This is a genomic window from Blastocatellia bacterium (assembly GCA_016713405.1).
In the GTDB taxonomy this organism is placed as follows: domain Bacteria; phylum Acidobacteriota; class Blastocatellia; order Chloracidobacteriales; family JADJPF01; genus JADJPF01.
The window spans coordinates 106,578-127,152 of record JADJPF010000024.1 but is presented as its reverse complement, the minus strand read 5'-3'; the positions used below and the strand labels follow the sequence as shown (position 1 = coordinate 127,152).

At 35.2% G+C, this 20,575-nt stretch carries 13 protein-coding genes; 11 read left to right on the top strand and 2 right to left on the bottom strand.

What is annotated here, in order from left to right; all coding sequences use genetic code 11:
* The first annotated feature begins 385 nt into the window (after positions 1-385).
* The 9 genes from IPK14_24665 (at position 386) to IPK14_24625 (ending at position 11,510) form a co-directional block, all read left to right on the top strand.
* A complete protein-coding gene (locus IPK14_24665; protein ID MBK7996444.1) occupies positions 386-1,216 on the top strand; it encodes an alpha/beta hydrolase in 831 nt (276 codons plus the stop codon).
* Positions 1,217-1,467: 251 nt separating this feature from the next.
* Entirely contained in the window at positions 1,468-2,559 is a 1,092-nt protein-coding gene (locus tag IPK14_24660) for a TonB-dependent receptor (protein MBK7996443.1), read from the top strand.
* A gap of 466 nt (positions 2,560-3,025) precedes the next feature.
* Positions 3,026-4,702, top strand: coding sequence for a TonB-dependent receptor (locus IPK14_24655; protein ID MBK7996442.1), 1,677 nt, complete (start codon positions 3,026-3,028; stop codon positions 4,700-4,702).
* Between the two features lie 106 nt (positions 4,703-4,808).
* Positions 4,809-6,719 carry a cyclomaltodextrinase N-terminal domain-containing protein gene (locus tag IPK14_24650; protein ID MBK7996441.1) on the top strand — a complete coding sequence of 637 codons (1,911 nt, stop codon included), beginning with the start codon at positions 4,809-4,811 and terminating at the stop codon, positions 6,717-6,719.
* A gap of 23 nt (positions 6,720-6,742) precedes the next feature.
* Complete coding sequence (gene ugpC / locus IPK14_24645; GenBank protein ID MBK7996440.1) at positions 6,743-7,849, top strand: sn-glycerol-3-phosphate ABC transporter ATP-binding protein UgpC; 1,107 nt, start codon at positions 6,743-6,745, stop codon at positions 7,847-7,849.
* A gap of 3 nt (positions 7,850-7,852) precedes the next feature.
* Positions 7,853-8,791 carry a sugar ABC transporter permease gene (locus IPK14_24640; protein MBK7996439.1) on the top strand — a complete coding sequence of 313 codons (939 nt, stop codon included), beginning with the start codon at positions 7,853-7,855 and terminating at the stop codon, positions 8,789-8,791.
* Positions 8,792-9,373, top strand: coding sequence for a hypothetical protein (locus IPK14_24635; protein MBK7996438.1), 582 nt, complete (start codon positions 8,792-8,794; stop codon positions 9,371-9,373). It begins immediately after the preceding gene.
* A 170-nt stretch (positions 9,374-9,543) separates the two neighbouring features.
* Positions 9,544-10,128: a carbohydrate ABC transporter permease gene (locus tag IPK14_24630; GenBank protein ID MBK7996437.1), complete on the top strand. Its 585-nt coding sequence runs from the start codon at positions 9,544-9,546 to the stop codon at positions 10,126-10,128.
* A gap of 74 nt (positions 10,129-10,202) precedes the next feature.
* A complete protein-coding gene (locus IPK14_24625; GenBank protein MBK7996436.1) occupies positions 10,203-11,510 on the top strand; it encodes an extracellular solute-binding protein in 1,308 nt (435 codons plus the stop codon).
* Between the two features lie 191 nt (positions 11,511-11,701).
* Here the strand turns inward: IPK14_24625 and IPK14_24620 are convergent, their stop codons facing one another.
* Positions 11,702-14,812, bottom strand: a complete 3,111-nt coding sequence (locus tag IPK14_24620) for an alpha amylase C-terminal domain-containing protein (protein ID MBK7996435.1) — start codon at positions 14,810-14,812, stop codon at positions 11,702-11,704.
* Positions 14,813-15,233: 421 nt separating this feature from the next.
* Between IPK14_24620 and pulA the strand changes: the two genes are divergently transcribed.
* Positions 15,234-17,093: a type I pullulanase gene (gene pulA / locus IPK14_24615; GenBank protein MBK7996434.1), complete on the top strand. Its 1,860-nt coding sequence runs from the start codon at positions 15,234-15,236 to the stop codon at positions 17,091-17,093.
* 7 nt (positions 17,094-17,100) lie between these two features.
* Here the strand turns inward: pulA and IPK14_24610 are convergent, their stop codons facing one another.
* On the bottom strand, positions 17,101-17,421 hold the full coding sequence (locus IPK14_24610) for a DUF2834 domain-containing protein (protein MBK7996433.1): 321 nt from the start codon (positions 17,419-17,421) through the stop codon (positions 17,101-17,103).
* A 540-nt stretch (positions 17,422-17,961) separates the two neighbouring features.
* Between IPK14_24610 and IPK14_24605 the strand changes: the two genes are divergently transcribed.
* Positions 17,962-20,514, top strand: a complete 2,553-nt coding sequence (locus IPK14_24605) for a cyclic nucleotide-binding domain-containing protein (protein ID MBK7996432.1) — start codon at positions 17,962-17,964, stop codon at positions 20,512-20,514.
* The last annotated feature ends 61 nt before the right edge of the window (positions 20,515-20,575 follow it).

The window sequence follows — 20,575 nt, the reverse complement described above, 5'->3', positions numbered from 1 at the left end:
TTTTCCTAAAAGCTGATAGTTTATCACTGATAGTTTTTTTTTGCTGGGCTAAGAAAGTAAACAACACCCCTACTCCTTATACTAAAGACGGATTTTCTTTGAAAAACCGTACAAGAAATTTAAACTTTTTCCGAAAAAGTGCAAATTTTTCCGAAAAAGTTTTTAGAGCCGTTCCATTGTCAAAAATATTAACTCATAAAATATTGCTTTTAATATATTTATCCAATATCTTTTTCTAAAAAACTTTCTCAATTCATTCTAATTCTTCTAAGAGTTGCTAGATTTTTTTTTCAATAAATAGGATAATTCCTATTACCGACCAAAAGAAAATCATTTGTTTTTAATTATGTTAAAAAAAGTTTATTTGGTAACGATACTAGTTACTTTGGCATTTTTGTTATTACCATCCAAAATCCTTGGACAAGGTAGAGATGTAGTCAATACACTAACAGGAAATATAATAGTAGAAAGTGATTTTTCCTCTAAAACATTAGCAAATAAACGCAACATAATTATTTACTTACCACCTAATTACAAACAAAACTCTAAAATCCATTATCCTGTTTTATATCTACACGATGGACAAAATGTTTTTGACCAAACAACATCATTTATTGGTCAAGAATGGCAATGTGATGAAACAGCAGAAAAATTAATTTTAGCTAACAAAATTCAACCAATTATTATTGTTGGTATCTACAATGCTGGTGAAAAGCGCGTTGATGAATATACCCCCTCAATTGATGTGCGTTATGGAAAGGGTGGAAAAGCTAATTTATATAGCAAGTTTTTAATAGAAGAATTAAAACCTTTTATTGATAAAAAATATCGTACCCTTAAAGATCCTGCTAATACTGCTTTAGGTGGATCTTCTTTAGGTGGACTAGTTTCATTATTTATTGGGCTTCAACACCCACAAATATTTGGAAAATTGGCTATTGTGTCTCCTTCTGTGTGGTGGGATAACAAAGTAATTCTTAAAGATGTAGAAAATTTACCTTCAAAACCAAAAACAAAAATATGGTTAGATATTGGCTCAAAAGAAGGTGAAGAAAGCATTCCTGATACTAATAGCTTAAAAGAAGCATTGGTAAATAAAGGTTGGCAGTTAAATAAAGACTTAAAATATTTAGTTATTGATGGAGCAAAACATAATGAAGAAGCATGGGCAAACAGGTTTGATAAAATATTAGAATTTCTTTTTCCAAAAAAATAAAATAATTTTGATGTAGCCTTTAATAATTAATCTCTGGCCCCCAAAAAATAAATAGGCAACTTACCTAATAACAAAACTAATAGTTCTTTAAATATATATTTACTAATATTAGTAATACATACAAAACAATCAATCGTTTTTCTTTATATTTCAAAATATCTTTCGTGTTTTTAATTAAAAGTAAAAAGCTTTTCTTTAAGTTTATAACTTATTAATAATTCTTCAGTTTAAGCAAGGAGATAGGGATAAAAATGAATCGCAAATCTTTTTTTTCTAAGGGCCGTATAGTAGGAAATTTAGCTTTTCTACTACTTACGGCGGGCCTTACTTTTGGACAAAGCGATACGGCCCGTGTAGAAGGAACCGTAACTGATTCCACAGGAGCAGCAATAGCTGGGGCAACAGTATCTTTAATCAATGTTGGTACTAATAGCAAAGTTGAAATTACAACTAATGAACAAGGCAATTATGTTGCTCCATTATTAAAAGTTGGTAATTATCGTGTAGAAGTTATGGCTCAAGGTTTTCGCACTAATATTCAAACTAATATTACTTTAACCGTTAGCCAAATTGCTCAAATTAATGCCCAACTTGATACAGGTGATGTTAGCGATGTAATTGAGGTTAGTAGTAGCGCACCATTAATAGAAACTAGTTCTGCTACCATTGGACAAGTAATTGAAGGTAAACAAATTGTTGATCTACCAATAAATGGACGTAACTTTACACAATTTGCTACTTTAGTTCCTGGGGTTTCTCGTGGCACATCAGGCAGCAATGCAGATGGTTCTGGTGGTAATGCAGAAACATTTCGTCAAGGTGATACAGGTTCAGCAGCTATTTCTGCTAATGGTTTAAGAGAACAAAACAACAATTTTTTATTAGATGGTATTGATAATAATGAAAGCGTTGTAAATACAATTGTTTTTTTCCCTCCTATCGAAGCATTACAAGAATTTCGCGTAATTACTAGTGTTGCACCTGCTGAATTTGGCCGTGGAGGTGGTGCTGTAATAAATGCTATTACTAAATCAGGTACTAATGAAATTCATGGGACTGTTTTTGAATTGTTACGTAATTCTGAGCTAGATGCACGAGCAACTTTTGCTCCTACTAAACCAGTATTTCAACGTAATCAATTTGGTTTTGCTTTTGGCGCACCTATAAAGAAAGACCGCACATTTTTCTTTGGTAACTACCAGGGCTTACGTCAAAACCTACCAAAAGAAGAAGGCAACCGTGTCACAGTACCTACAGCTAGAATGCGTCAAGGTGATTTTGGCGAGTTGCTAGATGCAAATTTTACTGGCTTAGGTCAACCTATCACAATTTTGATCCAGTAACTGGTAATCCTTTTCCACGTAATGTTATTACTCGTCCACTTGATCCAGTAGCTGTTAAATACCTAAATTCATTCCCTTTACCAGATATTGCTGGTCGAGCAACACAAAACTATATTGTTAAACGTATTGCCAAACAAACCTTTAATGATGGTGATTTCCGTATTGACCATAGATTTAAGGATACAGACACCATATTTGGCCGCTTTAGTATTGCTGATGATAGCCAAACCGACCCAGGCCGTATTCCAGGCTTCCAAGCTGGTTTTGGTTCTGGTCTAAACGCTATTGAAGCTCGTGGAGTAGCAACTGGCTATACCCACACTTTTAGCCCATCAACTGTTAATGAGTTTCGTTTTGGTTTTACACTACTACGCATTGGATTTTTCCCAGTTAACTTTGGGCAAAACCAAAACCAAGATATTGGTATTGGTGGCCCGGTGGGTTTAATACCAACACTGGTATTTCCTTGATTGGTGGTGGTAACGGTAATTTTATTGAATACTTAGGCGATGGCGGTCAATTTACCTTACGTGAACGTAGCTATCAAATATCAGACGCGCTCACTCATGTTAGAGGTAACAACACCTTTAAGTTTGGTTTTGTAGTAATTCGTCGTAATGTAAGAGCCTTCCAAGGTGATTTTGCTAAAGGTTTCTATTTCTTCTCTGACTTTACTGCAACAATTGGAAACACACCTCCTTTAGGTCAAACAGGCTATGAAGTAGCAGAAATGTTAATAGGTAAAACCAACTTTACTTCAATTACTGCTAGTCCAGATGGAGCATTACAACCAAGCACAGCTATTTCCTATGAAAATGGCTTTTATGCCCAAGATGATTGGCGTATAACCAGAAATCTTACACTCAATTTAGGGTTACGCTATGAATATTTCACAGCACCTTTTGAAGAAAACGATCGTCTAGCTAATTTTGACCCTGCTACAGGCAGAATAGTAGTTGCTGGAATGAATGGCCCACGTGCTACAGTAGAAACAGATAAAAACAATTTTGCACCTCGTTTTGGCCTAGCTTATGCGTTTAATTCTAAAACCGTACTTCGTGGCGGCTATGGTATCTTTTATTCATTAGATCGTGGTGGTATTGCTAACCAACTAACACAAAACGCTCCATTTATCATTACACAATTTCGTTTTGGTGGCCCTGGTGCTAATGTTCGTTTAAGCGAACCTATCCCACTACCTAACCCAATAAATTTAAGTAATCCTGTTCTTCCTGATGGTTCTGCATTACGCTTTATTCCTAGAGATAGTGATACTACTAGAGTACAGCAATATAATGTAACAGTAGAGCATCAATTTAATAATTATCTAGCTTTAAGTGTCGGCTATGTTGGAACTAAGGGTGATAATGTTGTTGCAGTTTCTACTTCTGGTGGCTTTAATGATCCTAATGTAAGAAACCGCCTAACTACAATTGCTAATGTTGGCGATTCTGATTATAACTCACTACAAATAAAAGCAACTTTACGTAACTATAAAGGAGCAGGATTTTTAGCTTCTTATACTTATGGACGTGCAAATAATAATACTCCTGGGCCATTTCCTGGGCCAGGTGGAAACTTCCGTACTCAAGCATCTGATCCTAATAATTTAGACCTAGACGAAGGCCCAGCAGATTATGATGTACGTAATCGTTTTACCTTTGCGGCTAATTATGATCTACCATTCTTAAAAGACTCAGATAACAAAATAGCTAAAGCTCTATTTTATGGCTACCAAATTAACACTATTGTTACTTTACAAGATGGAACTCCATTTACTGTATTTGGTGGTTTTGGTCGTGCTGCTTTAGTTGGTAGCAAAGAGTCTGCTAAGGGTGATGAGTCTGTAAACAGCTATTACAATGCTGCTGCATTCCGTCCTTCAATGAATGCTCAAGATCAAGCTCCTCGTAACTTCCTACGTGGCCCTGGTCTATCAACCGTTGATTTTTCCATCTTCCGTAGATTTAACCTAGTTGAAAGATTGAACTTGGAGTTCCGCGCTCAAGCTTATAATCTTTTCAATAATCCACAATTCAATAACCCAGGTATTTTTATTGGTGCTGGTGATACTGCTGTAATTACAAACACCCGTGGAAATTCTGCTCGTCAATTTGAATTTGGATTGCGGCTAAACTTTTAGTTAGTTACTAAATTTTCTTAAAAGCACAGCCCTGATTTAAGGGTTGTGCTTTTTTAAAATTGTTTGTTTGATAATCTGTTTGATAAATAGTTAAATTACTTTACTTATGATTAGCATTAAAAACTTTATTAAATATACTCACTACTTACTTATTAGACTTTGTTACTTATCTATTTTCCTTATAATTTTATCTTTACCTCTTCCAACAGCTAAATCCTCTAGTAAATTACAAACTTTATTACAACCTCAAATAGATAAAATTGAGCCGCCTAATTGGTGGATTAACCACAGTGTAAACCCCGTCCAAATAATAATTTATGGACGTAATTTTAATGAAAGTAAAATTAAGCTAGATTCCGTAGGTGTTAAACTAGTAGAAAGCTCTGTAAGCAATAATGGAAGTTATATTATTGCTTACCTTGAAATTGACCCACAAAAAGCGACTGCTAGTAATATAAAAATAACTGTAGAAAATAATGCTGGCAATTCTACTGTTGATTTTGGATTAAGGGATTTGCCTAGAACAGCAGGAAAATACCAAGGATTTAGTCCAGACGATGTAATTTACTTAATCATGGTGGATCGTTTTGCTGATGGTGATCAATCTAACAATAACCCAAAAGAATCTGCTGGATTTTATGACCGCAAAAAACCTCGTGGCTATCATGGAGGTGATTTTCAAGGCATAATCAATAATCTTCCTTACTTAAAAGAATTAGGTATTACTGCTATTTGGATGACTCCTATTTATAATAATTCAAATAGGGTTTCTGATTATCATGGTTATGGTTCGGTGGATTATTATCAGACAGAAGAGCATTTTGGCACTTTAGAAAAATTGCAAGAACTAGTTAACACGGCCCATCAACAAGGAATAAAAATAATTCAAGACCATGTGCTTAATCATACGGGCCCGGATCACACTTGGACAGATAACCCTCCTACACCAGATTTTATTAATGGAACACGTCAAAAACACCTAAATAATGTTTTTGATATTGCTTCTTTAACTTCTGTTAATGGTGATCCAACTAGGGCAGATTTAACCTTGCGAGGTTGGTTTGCTGATATATTGCCAGACATTAACCAAACAGATAGAGAAGCCGCACAATATTTAATACAAAATTCTCTTTGGTGGATTTCATCAACCGGAATAGATGGTATTAGATTAGATACTTTTCCTTATATCCCTCGCTCTTTTTGGAGTAACTGGAATGGAGCTATCCATAAACAACATCCAAACTTTACTGTAGTTGGAGAAGTCTTAGACGGCAACCCAAACATAGTTTCTTTTTTTCAAGGTGGAGTAAAACGCTTTGATGGTATTGATTCTAAAGTAGATACTCTATTTGATTATCCTAGCTGTTATGCAATTAGAGAATATTTTGCTAATAATCGTGGACAATTAAGCAGAATTACAAATATTGATGAAGTCTATCCAAATGCAAGTGTTTTAGTCCCATTTTTTGGAAACCATGATATTAAACGTTTTGCTAGCGAGCCTCAAGCAACAATAGAAAATACAATTTTAGCCTACACTTATTTGTTAACAATGCGAGGAACTCCACAACTTTACTATGGGGATGAATTAGCAATTACTGGAGGCGAAGACCCTGATAACCGCAAGGATTTTCCTGGCGGTTTTCCTGGTGATTTGCGTTCTGCTTTTACTTCTGCTGGACGCACAAAATCAGAAAATAAGCTTTTTAATTCAATAAAAAAAGTCTCCCAAATACGTCAAAAATATCCTCAACTACGTGGCGGAGAAATGAAATTTTTATTTGAGGATCAAGACGTGGTAGTTTATTTACGCTCAAAAGAAAATGACCAGGCTATTGTAGCTATTAATAAATCAGTAAATAAGACCACTAGAAACATTAACTTACCAGCAAATCTTTTTGCTGATGGAGTAACATTTAATAATAAATTAAATGAAAAATACTCAACAAATGTAGTAAATAATAAGCTAAAAATAAAATTTGTAGCTAAAGAAGCTATAATTTTAATACCAAATTAATAAATCAAAAATCTTATAAATTTATGGCTCAATTAGAAATTAAAAACCTTACTAAAATTTATGATGGTGGTGTTTGTGCTGTTAACTCAGCTTGCTTTGATGTAGCAGATAAAGAATTTGTAGTTTTAGTTGGGCCTTCGGGCTGTGGTAAATCTACCTTACTTAGAATGATTGCAGGGCTAGAGTCTATTTCTAAAGGTGATTTAATGATAGATGGAAAGCGTGTAAATGATTTACCTTCAAAAGATAGAGATATTGCTATGGTATTTCAAAACTATGCTCTTTACCCACATTTAACAGTTTATGAAAATATGGCCTTTAGCTTAAAACTACGTAACTATCCTAGCAATGAAATAAAAACTCGCGTAGAAGAAGCAGCTAAAATCTTAGGTTTAACCGAATATTTAGCACGTAAACCAAAAGCTTTATCAGGCGGACAACGCCAGCGCGTTGCTGTTGGTCGGGCAATAGTTCGTCGTCCAAAAGTTTTTCTTTTTGATGAACCGCTTTCTAATCTTGATGCAAAAATGCGTGTTCAAACCCGAGTTGAGCTAGTCAAACTACATCGTCAATTACAAGCTACAATGGTTTATGTTACTCATGACCAAGTAGAAGCTATGACAATGGCAGACAAAATTGTTGTTGTAAAGGGCGGCGAAATCCAACAAGTTGCACCCCCACTAGAACTTTATAAAAATCCTGCAAACAAATTTGTAGCAGGCTTTATTGGTAGCCCTGCAATGAATTTTATTAATTGCAAAGTTGCTAAAGAAAATAATCAAATTATTCTAAATTCCCCTGCTCTAACTGCTCATTTAATGGGAGAAAAATTTTCTTCTTTGGATTTGAGTTCTTTACCAGCAGAAGTAGTTTTAGGCATTCGTCCAGAAGACATTAGCCTTGCTAATGGTCAAGATAATAAAAATGTTTTCTCTGCTACTGTAGAATTAATAGAACAAATGGGAAACGAAATTTTTGCTCAACTATCCTTAGCAGATAAAGAAATTACGGCTCGATTGCCTGCGGATATAAAATTAACAATTGGGGAAAAATCTCAATTTATTTTTAATAAAGAAAAATGTCATCTTTTTGACCCTACAACGGAAAAATCATTGATTAGTAAAATTTAGTAAATGAATAATAAACCAAACTTGCGAGAATCTCTTATTTCATATCTTTTTTTAGCACCTTTTTTGCTTGTTTTTACTGTATTTCTAGGCTATCCAATGCTCTATTCACTTTATCTTAGCTTTAGAAGCACTTCTTTTTCTACAGATTGGTACAATATTTTTAATAGTATGGAATTTGTAGGTTTAGCTAATTATCAGTCTCTACTTTTTGATACTCGGTTTTGGTGGTCTTTAGGATTAACTTTACTTTATGCAGTTTTAACTATTCCAAGTTCCATTGCACTAGGTCTTTGGCTCGCTTTGCTATTAAATAATAAATTAAAAGGGGCTGCATTTTTTAGAAGTGCATTTTATTTACCTAATATTTTAGATATGTATGTAGTAGGTACTATTTGGGTACTTATTTTAAGCCCAAATTATGGATTGCTAGATATTTTACTTAGCAAAATAGGTTTACATTTGCCCCAATCAGGACTACTAGCTAATCCATACACGGCTTTAGCAACAATTGCTACTGTAGTAGTGCTAAAAGGTGCTGGATTTGGAATGATTTTATTTTTATCTGCAATTCAAAATATTTCTGAATCAATCTATGAAGCAGCAGATATTGATGGGGCTAGCTGGTGGCAAAAACTACGTTATATAACTTTGCCCCTCTTAAAACCAATCATTTTATTTATGATTATTACTGGCACAATGAGCGCGTTAAATGCTTTTACAGAAGTTTATGCAATGGCTAGCAGCAAATATGGCGGTTTTGGTGGCCCTTACATTCAATTTCAAGGCGAGTCTGTTGGCGTAACTTCTTTGTCAGGTCTTTATCTTTACCAACTTTTTGAACGTGCAGAATATGGTAAAACTGCGGCTTTTTCATACCTGCTAATGATTATTGCTTTAATAATATCTTTTGCTAATGCCAAATTATTGAAAGTGGAAAAATAAATGGAAAGGTATTCGCTAAAAAATTTTTTTATTTATGTCGCGCTTTCTGTTGGCTGTTTAATTGCGCTATTGCCGCTTCTTTGGATGATTTTGGTTGCTTGCAAACAACAAGGTCAAGCCTTAAAACTAGAAATTCTACCAGAACCAATTGCTATCACCGCACCTTATCAGACGATTGCTGGTAAATCTAATCAAGTAACTTTGCAATATTACAGTGCTTCGGCTCAAACCGTCCAAGTCCGCATTAGTTTTAATCCAACGCAATTATTTGAAATGAATAATGATCATGGTAGTTTTTGGATTAACTTTTATGATGTAGCAGCAGGAGAATATGATTATGAATTTATTGCTGATGGAAATGCTGTAATCAATCCTGATACTAATAGCTCTAAAGCTAAAATATTGGTTAAAGAAGCTTTCTCAAGCAATACAAAGCTTAAAAATGCTTCCTACATCCAAGGTAATACATTAGTATTAAGATTTTTAGGATCAGGTCAATTACCTATAAAAGCTTTACTTGCTGATGGACAAGAAGTTAACCTTACAGAAAAGACTCAGCAGGCTATTTTACTGCTCAAGTAACAGACTTAAAGACAGGTGAGTTTAGCTACCGTTTTAGTTATGCCAGAAGTTTTTGGGATGGAATCAGCGAAATTTACACTTATCAAAATTTTGTTGAAATACTTTTTAACCGTGATTTTCCTTTTCTAAAATTTTTTGCCAATAGTTTAATTGTAGCCACCCTTGCAGGTTTGTTAACAGTAATTCTTTGCACTATGGGAGGTTATGTTTTTGCTAAAAAGAATTTTGTTGGCAAAAAAGTCTTGTGGAGTATTTTCTTAGGCACAATGTTAGTGCCAGGTCTTATTTTTATGCTACCTCAATTTGCTATTGTTACTAAAATAGGATGGATTAATAGTTATTGGGGAATGGTAGTTCCGCATGTTGCTAATATTTTTGGGCTTTATTTGCTACGCCAATATATCGAAACAATTCCAGATTCGCTTTTTGAAGCAGCTAAAATTGATGGTGCAAGTGAATGGCAATTGTTTACTAAAGTTGTTGTTCCGCTTTCAATTCCCATTATGCTAACGCTATTTTTGTTGGTTTTTGTTGGTCAATGGTCTAATTTTTTATGGCAGTATATTACTAATACTCCTGATTCTGCTTATCGTACTTTACCAGTAGGATTATCACTATTTAAGGGTCAATATGATATTCGCTGGGAGCAAATGATGGCAGGAGCATGTTTTTCAATTATCCCAATTACAATTTTATTTGTTATCGCCCAACGTTTCTTTGTTCAAGGAATGACAAGCGGAGCAGTAAAAGAATAAAAGTTAAATCTATGAAATACAATATTTTATCCTTTTTTTATAAAAAAAAATTTTACTCTTTAGCTCTTGTCATAGTGCTACTGGTAATAATTTTTAATAATACTGCTTGTCGTTCTGTTTTAAGCTCTGGAGAGCAACCCAATGAATTAACCATTTGGATTACTTATAACCCACAGGAATATGATGTTTTTAAGCAAATTGCTCAGGATTTTCAAACTGAATATAGCAAAAAGCATGGCAAAAGCTTACATCTAAACTTACAGCGTATTCCTTATGATGGACTGATGCCTAGGCTAAAATATGCTTGTTTAGCCAATGCTACACCAGATATTTGTAGAATTGATAATGCTTGGCCGCTAACTTTAGCTTATGGTAAATCAATCATTCCACTAGACACTTTACCTAGTTTTAACACTACCATTGACGAGCTAGCACAAGAATATGTTCCAGCAGCAATAGCCTCAAATATTGTTGAAACTAAAGCAGATAATGGAACTTGGGAAAAACATCTTTATGGTATTCCTGATCAAACAAATTGTGTTGCCTTGTTTTGGAATAAAGAGCTTTTCCGTCAATCAGCAACAGAACTACGTAGCGCAGGTTTAGATCCTGACCGCGCCCCTCGTGATTGGGAAGAATTTGTTAAATATGCACAAATTTTAACCATCAAAGATAAAAAACAATATGGTTTTGGTATGTTTAATTCGCTTTGGTGGTCAATGCCTTTCTTTAATACTTTTGGCACTGAGTTTGTAAAAAAAGATGCTAACGGTAAATATATCTGTACTTTAGACGAGCAACCTGCACAACAAGCTTTGCAATTTATGACAGATCTTTACTTAAAATATGGCGTAGAAGCAGGAGCCTGGCGGACAGGTTCAATTAACCCTGAACAAGGTTTTTTAAATGGAAAATATGCAATGATATTGTCCGGCCCTTGGAATCTAAAGCGATTTTCCAACATTGATTTTGGTGTTAGCTTAGTTCCAGCCGGGCCAGCCGGAACTAGTTCTAATGTTGGTGGACAAAACTTAGTAGTTTTTCGTACCTGTAAAAATCCTGCTGTTGCACTAGAATTTCTTCGCTATTTTTCTTCGGAATCTGTACAAATTCGCTGGTCAGAAAGCCTTGGACAAATCCCAGTTAATATTAAAGCATTTGATAAAATTGATTTGTCAGAACGTCCCCAATTAGCAGTTTTTATGGAGCAACTAAAAACCGCAAAAGCTACGCCTAAAATTCCTAGAATGGATGTACTAGAAGAAAAAGTTGTTGGCCCAGCCCTACAACTAGCAATGCAAGGTGACAAAAGCGTAGAACAAGCCTTAAAAGACTCCACCAAAGAAATTAATAAAGACTTTTTATCATTATTAAATAAATAAATAAAATAATTTAATACACTGTAAACTAAATTTTCTGATATTTTAATCTTAAGCCCCAGCGGGGCGATAGATTTAAGAATATAAGATTACTTAGTTTACGCTGTATTTAATTCCACAAAATAAAAAAGCTAGTGCAAAGTCAATTACACTAGCTTTTTTATCTAATTAAGTTTTTTATCAGACATACGTAACTAGGCTTTCTTTAGTACAACATAACCAGCAGCAGGAATATTTACACGAGTATTTCCACCATTAAGAGTTGCTCCAAAGTTTCCAAAATTGCTACCACCGTAACGAGCAGCATCGCTATTTAGGACTTCTTTCCATTGTCCTGGGGGTAGAGGCATTTGATAACCTTCTAAATTGTTACGGTTAAGACTAGCAACAATAATATATTCATCATTTCCATCTTTACGAGAAAATGCCATTACAGAATTATCATTGTGGGTATAGATACGGTTTACTTGGGAATCAGCTTCAAATGCAGTGCTTGAAGATCTTAGCGCAACGGCATCTTTATAAAATTCAAACATTTGACGACGAGAAATATTATTCATCGTTGTAGTGCGTTCTTCTGGTTTCATTGCTTCTAAATCGTTAAAGACTTGTTTATCTGCGATGGAAAGGTTTGTGAAACCCGAATCCTTAGCACGTGCTTCTGGAGACATATCAAAAAGTTTAGTATAAAGCTGACGTTGCCCATCATTAAAGCTAATGTTGTTCCAATCCCAGTTTTTACCTACAGATTGCCAATCCCAGCCAGCATCCCAGGTAGAAGGAATGCCCCACTTAAAGCTGTTTGAGGCCATTGATTCATCACCTTGGAAAAACATTGGAATACCTGGGGATGCTAGACCAATACCAGCAGCAAAGCGTGCAGCATTTCGCGCCCATTGAGGGGGCATTTGACCATTTCCTGCTGTCCCATCAGCAGTATCAATGGTTCTTTCTGCATTTCCTACTTCATCATGGTTAGAAATCATTGTGACAGCTTTTGACCAACTATCTAATCCACGTGGATTAGTTAACATATCCATAAACTTATCCATTTCAGTTCGTTGATTATTGGCTGCTTGTTGGATGATGCCAGGCTTATCATTATCTCTAACTAAGCGATGTTGAAATTCTGTATACCACTGAGCATCAAAACCGCCACCTGTACCATCGGCTTGAGTAGGTCTAGTAATTGTTGGGTCATAGTCAAACTGTTCTGCTGCAATAAAAGTGTCTGGTTTAAGGAAATGTAATTGACGGTTCATTTCTCTCATCATATTCCAACCATCTACACCACCAGTTCCTTTCATTGGTTCTGTAAAGTCAAAACGTAGCCCGTCAAAGTGAAATTCTTCTAATTGTGCTACTGCATGATCAACAAATAGTTGTTTAACTTTTGGATTATTGTAGGCGGGCATTGCTCCCCAAGGAGTGTTTCTCTGCTCAAATTTATCAGGATCTGTTGACCAATTAAAATATGGGTTTTCTTTGCCATCACTGTTCCATAAATCATTATGATCTCCGCCAATATGGTTATAAACAACGTCATTGATAACGTTAAAGCCTTTAGAATGAGCCATATCTATAAACATCTTAAGTGCGTCTTTACCAGATACAAACTTTCCATTCTCATCAGTAAAACCATATGAGCTTTCTACTGCAAGGCTATTAGCACCCATATAACCCCAATCACGATTACCTTCTACTTCATTTGCAGGCATCATTTCTAAAGTATTGACTCCTAAGCTCTTAAAGTAGTCCAATTTATTCATTACATCTTCAAAAGTAGAGCGATTAGCATTATTTCCTTGACCATAGAAACTACCTGCATGGAATTGATAAATTACCCATTTATTAGGATCTTTTTCCCGTGGAGCATTATCATTTTTCCAAGCATGCGTAGTATCGCTAATTACTGCACCTCTAAATGAACGCCCACTAGACGCGCTAATAGTATTATCCCATTTATCATTAAAAGGTGTTTTTTGTAATTCTGCTTTTGTAAGTTTACCATTATTGTTTGTATCACCAACTAAACCTAACTGACCATTTGGTTTACGTTCATAACCTTGAAACTCATAGCGAAGTCCTACCATTTTATCCAGGTTATTTACTAAAGTTGTCCAACTTCCAGCTTGATTGGTCATCTTAATACGACCCTTATCATCAACATTATCAAGCCATAGATTATTATCTTTACCACCATTCATCTTAGTAATTAAGCTAGAATCAAATTGTCCTAAGCGTGTTATTAGTTCGTTCTTGGTTAATTGATGTCCATTAGAATCTTTTAATACCAAATAGGCTTGCTCAATATTAGGCTGGTCGTCTATTTCAAAGCTTACAAGTTCAGTACGAGATTCTGCATAAGCTTTTTGGCGAGCATTATGAGAAACTTCTGGATCTGGCCCTTCAATTTGTGACTTATATTTTTGGTAAATAGCTGGTTCCATATAGAATTGGTTAACTCGTTCGCCTTTGCTATTTACATAAAGTCGACCTACTCCAACTTGTTCACCTTGCATTTGGCGGGCATATGGGTCAGTACGTTCTAGAAGTTTTCCTTCTGAATCAGTAACTTGATAGGTGTAAGCTTTGCCTTCCATGCTCTTCCAACCACCAGCAACTTTAGCAGACCAATTTCCCTCAGAATCTTGTGTCATAGGAATAAGTTTAGCGCGTCCATTTTGGTCAAAAACTTTGACTTTGACATCTTGAGCATTTGGGGCCCAAAACTTAAAGCTAATATCATTTCCTGCTTTGTGCGCACCCATTTCATGATAAGTTGTTGGTGAATAGCTTACTTGTTTAGTATCTTCGCCTAATGAAAATTTAAGATTTCCTTCGCCCATTACAGCCCATTGACTTTTGCCTGCTGGCCCATCAGCAACTACGCCCCATTCCCAGTTATGTTGTTGACCATCATCTACTAAATCTAGTGTCACCGACCATTTACCATTACCTAAATTTGTCATTGCAACACTATCACCTTTGCCCCAAGATGGGTCAAATTCTCCAGTAGTTTTATTCCAACTGCCTTTTAATTGTAGATTTGTAAGATTTTTATGTGCGCCTGCATCATAAACAAAAGTTACTGGGCTATTGGCTGGAGCAGCAGTAGCACGTCTATCAACAACCCCTATTGACTCCACTCTACCTAAAGCATTTGTTTCTAATGCGCGTACTGCTGTTGTAGAAGAATTGCTAATAGAAGTATTTTGTGCTAATCGATCTGTTAACTGATTACGTAAAAACGCTCCTCCCATGCTATTACGTCTTGAGCGTAGTGGTTGAGGAGAATTAAACATAGGTTGAGATTTAATATATTGACTATCAATAGCTTTACTGGTTTCTGTTGTTGTGGCAGGTTTTGTAGTTTCTAATTTTGTTTGTTCGGTATTATTTATATTAGACCCAATACTCTTTACTGACATTGCTACTCCTTATTACTTTAACTTAAACTGAAAGGAAAATTTTTGGATTTTATGATGAACAGTTGAACTTTGTTTTATCGGCTAGCAACTTGCTTTTGTTGCTGATCAATGTAGTATTAAATACCGATCCTAGCAAGAAAAGAATCTATAAAAAATTTATGAAGATAAAATATTTATTTACACCTAATTATTTAGCAAAGGTTTTTATAATCTTGCTTCTATCCTTAGTTTTTAATACTTCTAATAGTTTTTCACAAACTAACCAACAATTGCCACACAAAGCCGATAAATTTATTTGCTCGCATCCTTTAGGATCTCTCTACACAAAAGATTCTACTATTTTTCGTGTCTTTGCTCCTACAGCAGAAAAAGTAGTATTGCACCTTTATCAAACTCCCATAAAAGGACAAGCAGATCTTTTTCTTTATCAAAAAATATTGATGGTTGTTGGGAAGTAAAAATAGCTAAAGATTGTTTAGGGCTTTTTTATACTTTTACGGCTACTGGGAGTGAGCCTGGTTTTCATCCTGAACAAGAACTTATTGATCCTTATGCTCGTGCTGTCACCTCTCACAATGGAAGGGCAATTGTTGTTTATGATGATTTTAAGGTTGCTGCTCGTCCTAAATTTCCAATATCTGAAGCAATAATTTATGAAGCTCATATTAGAGATTTTACTATAGATCCAGATTCAATGATTGAGCAACGAGGAAAATATTTGGGTTGGACAGAGGAAAACACACATTTATACTTAAGACCTAATATTTCTACAGGGCTTGATCATTTAATCGAATTAGGCATTAATACAGTACAAATAATGCCTATTATGGAATTTCAAAATCAGGAAAGCATTGATCAATATGGTTGGGGATATGATTCAGTTCATTTTAATAGTCCAGAAAATTCTTATGCTAGCAACAGCATAGAAAAAAACTCTATTAGAGAATTAAAACAACTTGTTGATAGCCTACATAAAAAAGGTATTCGAGTAATTTTAGATGTAGTCTATAACCATACAATGGAAGATATTAAAAACCGAGTTTATAGTTTTGAAGGACTAGTACCCGGTTATTATTACAGACGTAAAAATGATGGTAGTTATTGGAATGGTTCAGGTGTAGGAAATGAATTTCGATCAGAAGCACCAATGGCACGCCGCTTTATCATTGATTCTGTTAAATATTGGGTGACAGAGTACAAAGTTGATGGCTTTCGCTTTGATTTAATGGGACTTATTGATTTGGAAACTATAGAATTACTAACAAAAGAGCTTAAAGCAATAGACCCTAATTTGTTAATTTATGGTGAACCTTGGTCAGCAGGAGAAACACCTATAACTATTACAAACAAAGGAAAACAGCGTAATAAAGCTTTTGCAGTATTTAATGATCATTTCCGTGATGCTCTAAAGGGAAGTGTTTTTCAACCTAGAGAACAAGGTTATATACAAAAAGGCATTAACATAGAAAAAATTAAAATTGGAATAATGGGATCAATCCAAGATTTTGTTGATAACCCTCAAGAAGGTCTTAATTATGTAGAATGTCATGATAACCATACTTTTTGGGATCGTTTGATGATATCAACTATTGACGATAGTAATTTAACTGATGCTAATCGTCGAGCAATGGCGCGTCTTGGTGCAGCAATTCTTTTTACTTCTCAAGGAATCTCTTTTTTTCAAAGCGGCCAAGAATTTTTACGCTCTAAAGGTGGAAATGAAAATAGCTATAATAAACCTGATGCTATTAATATGATACGTTGGCAACAAAAAGCTGCTAACTATGATATTTATCAATATTATCAAGGTTTAATCGCGCTACGCACACATCACCCAATATTTCGTTTAACTACTGCTGAAGAAATAAAACAAGCTATAAAATTTTTAGACCAAGACTTAAACTACCAATTACCAGCTAGTGTTATTGCCTATTTAATTAGTGATGTTACTAGAAAAGATCCTTGGCAACGTGCTTTAGTGATACTAAATGCTAGCCAAAGAGCAGAAAAAATAACTATACCTGAAGGTAATTGGCAAATTTACGCTGATCAATTTAATGCCGGAAAAGACCCTATTGTGTCTCAAATAAAAATTATTGATAAAACAATAACAATTCCGGTACATAGTGCATTAGTCTTAGGAGAAATTAAGTAGGTTTTATTTATTGTCCAAGAGCTTCTTTTTTTTGCTCACGTGCATAAAGAAAAAGTGGTAAAGCAAAGCATAAGCCTACGCCAAGGGTTGAAACAATATAAATCCAGAGGTTTTTTATTTGGTATTTCGCCGCCTCACCTTTTGCGTAAAGCCAGAAAATAAAAGAAGAAAATAGCAGGTCTGTCATTGCAAGTGTAGATATTTCTGTTCCCCACATTTGTTGCCAAAATTCGGTTAGGTTTATACCATGTGCAAAAACAAATCTAATTGCTAGTAAATCAGAAATAATTAATGCTACTATTGCTAAAAGAAAATAAACTTTTTTCATAAGTCCTCCATATAAAAATTCAAAAACAAATTTAATTTTGGCTTTTTTAGCTTTCTCAAATTAGTAACGCACGGTTATTAAATAAAAAGGCTCACAAGAAAATAACTTTTTAGCAGTAAAGGCAAAATTTGCAGCCTAGCTTGTGGAAGTTATAAACATTTATTTATCTTAAAATACAATGCTTTAAACTGCTAAATGGTAGTATTATTTTAGCTTAGCAAGAGATAATCAAAGAAATAGTTGGTTATCTGGAAAAAAAAATTTAATCTCGTGAATTTTCCTAGTTACGATTTTGAAATCAATTATATAATGTGATAACCCAACCAGTAGTTTTCAATGGGTAAGATCCTCCTTTAAAACAAAACATAAATTAAAACTATCTATTTAAGCTAATTTTGTCTTGATATAGATAAATGGAGTGATAACTTTTGCAAAACTTGGGTGTTTCTTTATTTATTAGGATTTTAAGCTTAATAAGTAAGAAATATAATGTCTAACTAATTGAGAAATAATAACTTAAAGCTGCACAATGAGGTTGCTATGAGCAAAGAACTAAAGCGTCAAGAAGTTCAAGATCACCATGCAGTTATCCAAGCCATTAAAAGCATTGGAGCAATTGAAGAACTAGTGGAATTTGAAGCAGGGCATGGATATAAATACGCGGTTGATCTAGAAGTATCTATTTATGGACGAAACTATGGCCCAGGAAAAAAAGTTGGCCCTTACATTAAAATGTATAGTTATCCGCCTGGTGCTGAAATCATTCGTGAAGGTGATTGGGACACTAACACTTTTTATATTGTAGTAGAAGGTTCGGCAGAAGTTTTTGTTAAGGGCCGTAACGAATCCGTTGCTACTGTTAAACATGGTAATCCATTTGGTGAAATGGCAGTGCTAGCAGGTGTACAACGTGCTGCAACAATCAAAGCACACCATGAAAGCGGCACAAAAGTCTTAGAAGTACAAAGACCTGCTCTACGTATGTTACGCAAACTAAAGAAATTTGGTGCAGCTTTGGACTTAACCTATCGCAACAATGGCCGCAATTCTGCTTTAGGCAGCCTTTCAATTGGTGAAGAAGCTAAAAAACAATTAGCCCAAATATCTGAGTTTAAGGTTTTAGCTCGCGGCCACGTAGTTTGTCAGGAAGGCCGACCCGTTGACCGAATTGTAATAGTTAAAGATGGTTGGGTTAAACGTGCTTGTGAAGGCGATAAAAAAAATGACTCTGCTGATTATATAGGTTCTGGTTATTGTTTAGGCATCAATGCTTTAGCTGAACGAGGAGCTAAATGGGCATATAAAGCTACAGTATTAAGCCGTACAGAAGTACTAGAAATTCCATTTAAGAAATTGATGGCTTATCCCCAATTAATGGAAACCCTTAAAACAGAGCTAACTCCATTTAGCACACTTGGCACACCTCTTCAACCTGATAAACAACTTGCCTTTGCTAAGCCAGCTAAAACAGCCCAAGACCGAATCTTAGATAAAGGTTTAGCAGACGCAACTAATCTTTTAGTAATGGATATGGATTTATGCGTCCGTTGTGGTAATTGTTCTTTAGCCTGTCATGAAATTCATGGTCAAGCTAGACTAACACGACGAGGTATTCACCTCTTCCGCCCAACAATGCCAACCCACACCCTTAACCAAAGCATCTTGGCTCCTTCAGTGTGTCTACATTGTAAAGATCCTGAATGTATGACTGGTTGCCCAACAGGAGCAATTGCCCGTTTCCAAGGCGGTCAAGTAGATATTAACCCTGCTACTTGTATAGGTTGTGGAGATTGTGCTACTCAATGTCCTTATAATGCAATTTCTTTAGTCCTACGTAAGGATTTGCGTAAGCCAGGAGCAAAAGACTCTAAACCTGCTCCAGCTAAAGCTGGTGCAAAAGGTGCGCCTGCACCAGAAGCTAAAGTAAATGTCTTTGAAATGCTTGGTCTAGCCTTTGATGCTAAACCAAGCCCAGTAACAGGCGAAGAAGACTTAGTAGCTGTGAAATGTAACCTTTGTAATGGTACAACTATCAACCCTGTAGATAAAAATGGTCAAAAAATTTATAAAGATCATCGCTATAACTGTGTAGAAAGCTGTCCAACAGGTGCTTGTATTCGTGTTTCACCAACACAATATTTTTCAGAAATTGCAGCTATTAAAGGAAAAGCCTTTGATGCACAAGGAAAAACTGCTGTTAGTAAAGTAAATTACAAAGATACTGGTAAACAAATTACTCATGTTATTGGTATTTTATTTACTTTACTATTATGTGGTCTTACTATGGCAGGTATCGTTAAGTATGGTTTAGGAACACCTTTACTTGATACTAATTGGTTTAATTTCCGTTGGATAACTGGCCTAGTAGGTCTTCTTGGAATAGTTGTAGTAATGGCTTATCCAATGCGTCGTCAAATGTGGCAAAAACGTAGCGGCGCACTCCGTTTTTGGATGTTAAGCCATGCTTATGCAGGTGTTATTGCAGGTGTATTATTACTATTACATGGTGGTACTAGCCTGGGAGGTCTTTTAACAGCATCTTTAATGATATCTTTTGACCTAGTAATTCTTACAGGTTTATTTGGTATTTTAATTTATTGGGTAGGGCCTCGAACTTTAACAAAAATAGAGGGCGAACCTCTTCTTATAGAAGATTTGCGCCGTCGTCGTGAAGAGCTATATCAAGAAATTGCTGATATTACAGCTACTTGCCAAACTAAAGCTGAACAACAAAACCGCAAAAAAGATTTTGAAACTACTTTCTTAAAAGGTCGAGACTTAGTTTTAGACACAATCACATCTCTTCCCTATTTACTACGTCAATACTTAAAGAAAGAAAGCGTTGAACAACTTTTAGAATCTGCGCAAAAAGAGTTTCAACGAGAAACTAATAAAATTAAAGATCCAGCAGAACGAGATGCTTTTACTCGTCTAGTAAAAGCAGCGGCAACAGTTCGTCGTATAGACGCACTTGTCTACATCCACCGAGCCTTAAAGCTTTGGTTACCACCTCACGTAATATTTACTTCCTTAATGCTAGCTTTGCTTTTAGTACATATTGTGCAAGTAACCTATTACTTATGGCGTAACTAAGAAGTTTTACTGCTAGTCTTTATTCAAATAGCTAGTCTAACTAGCTTAAAGCTAAGGAGAA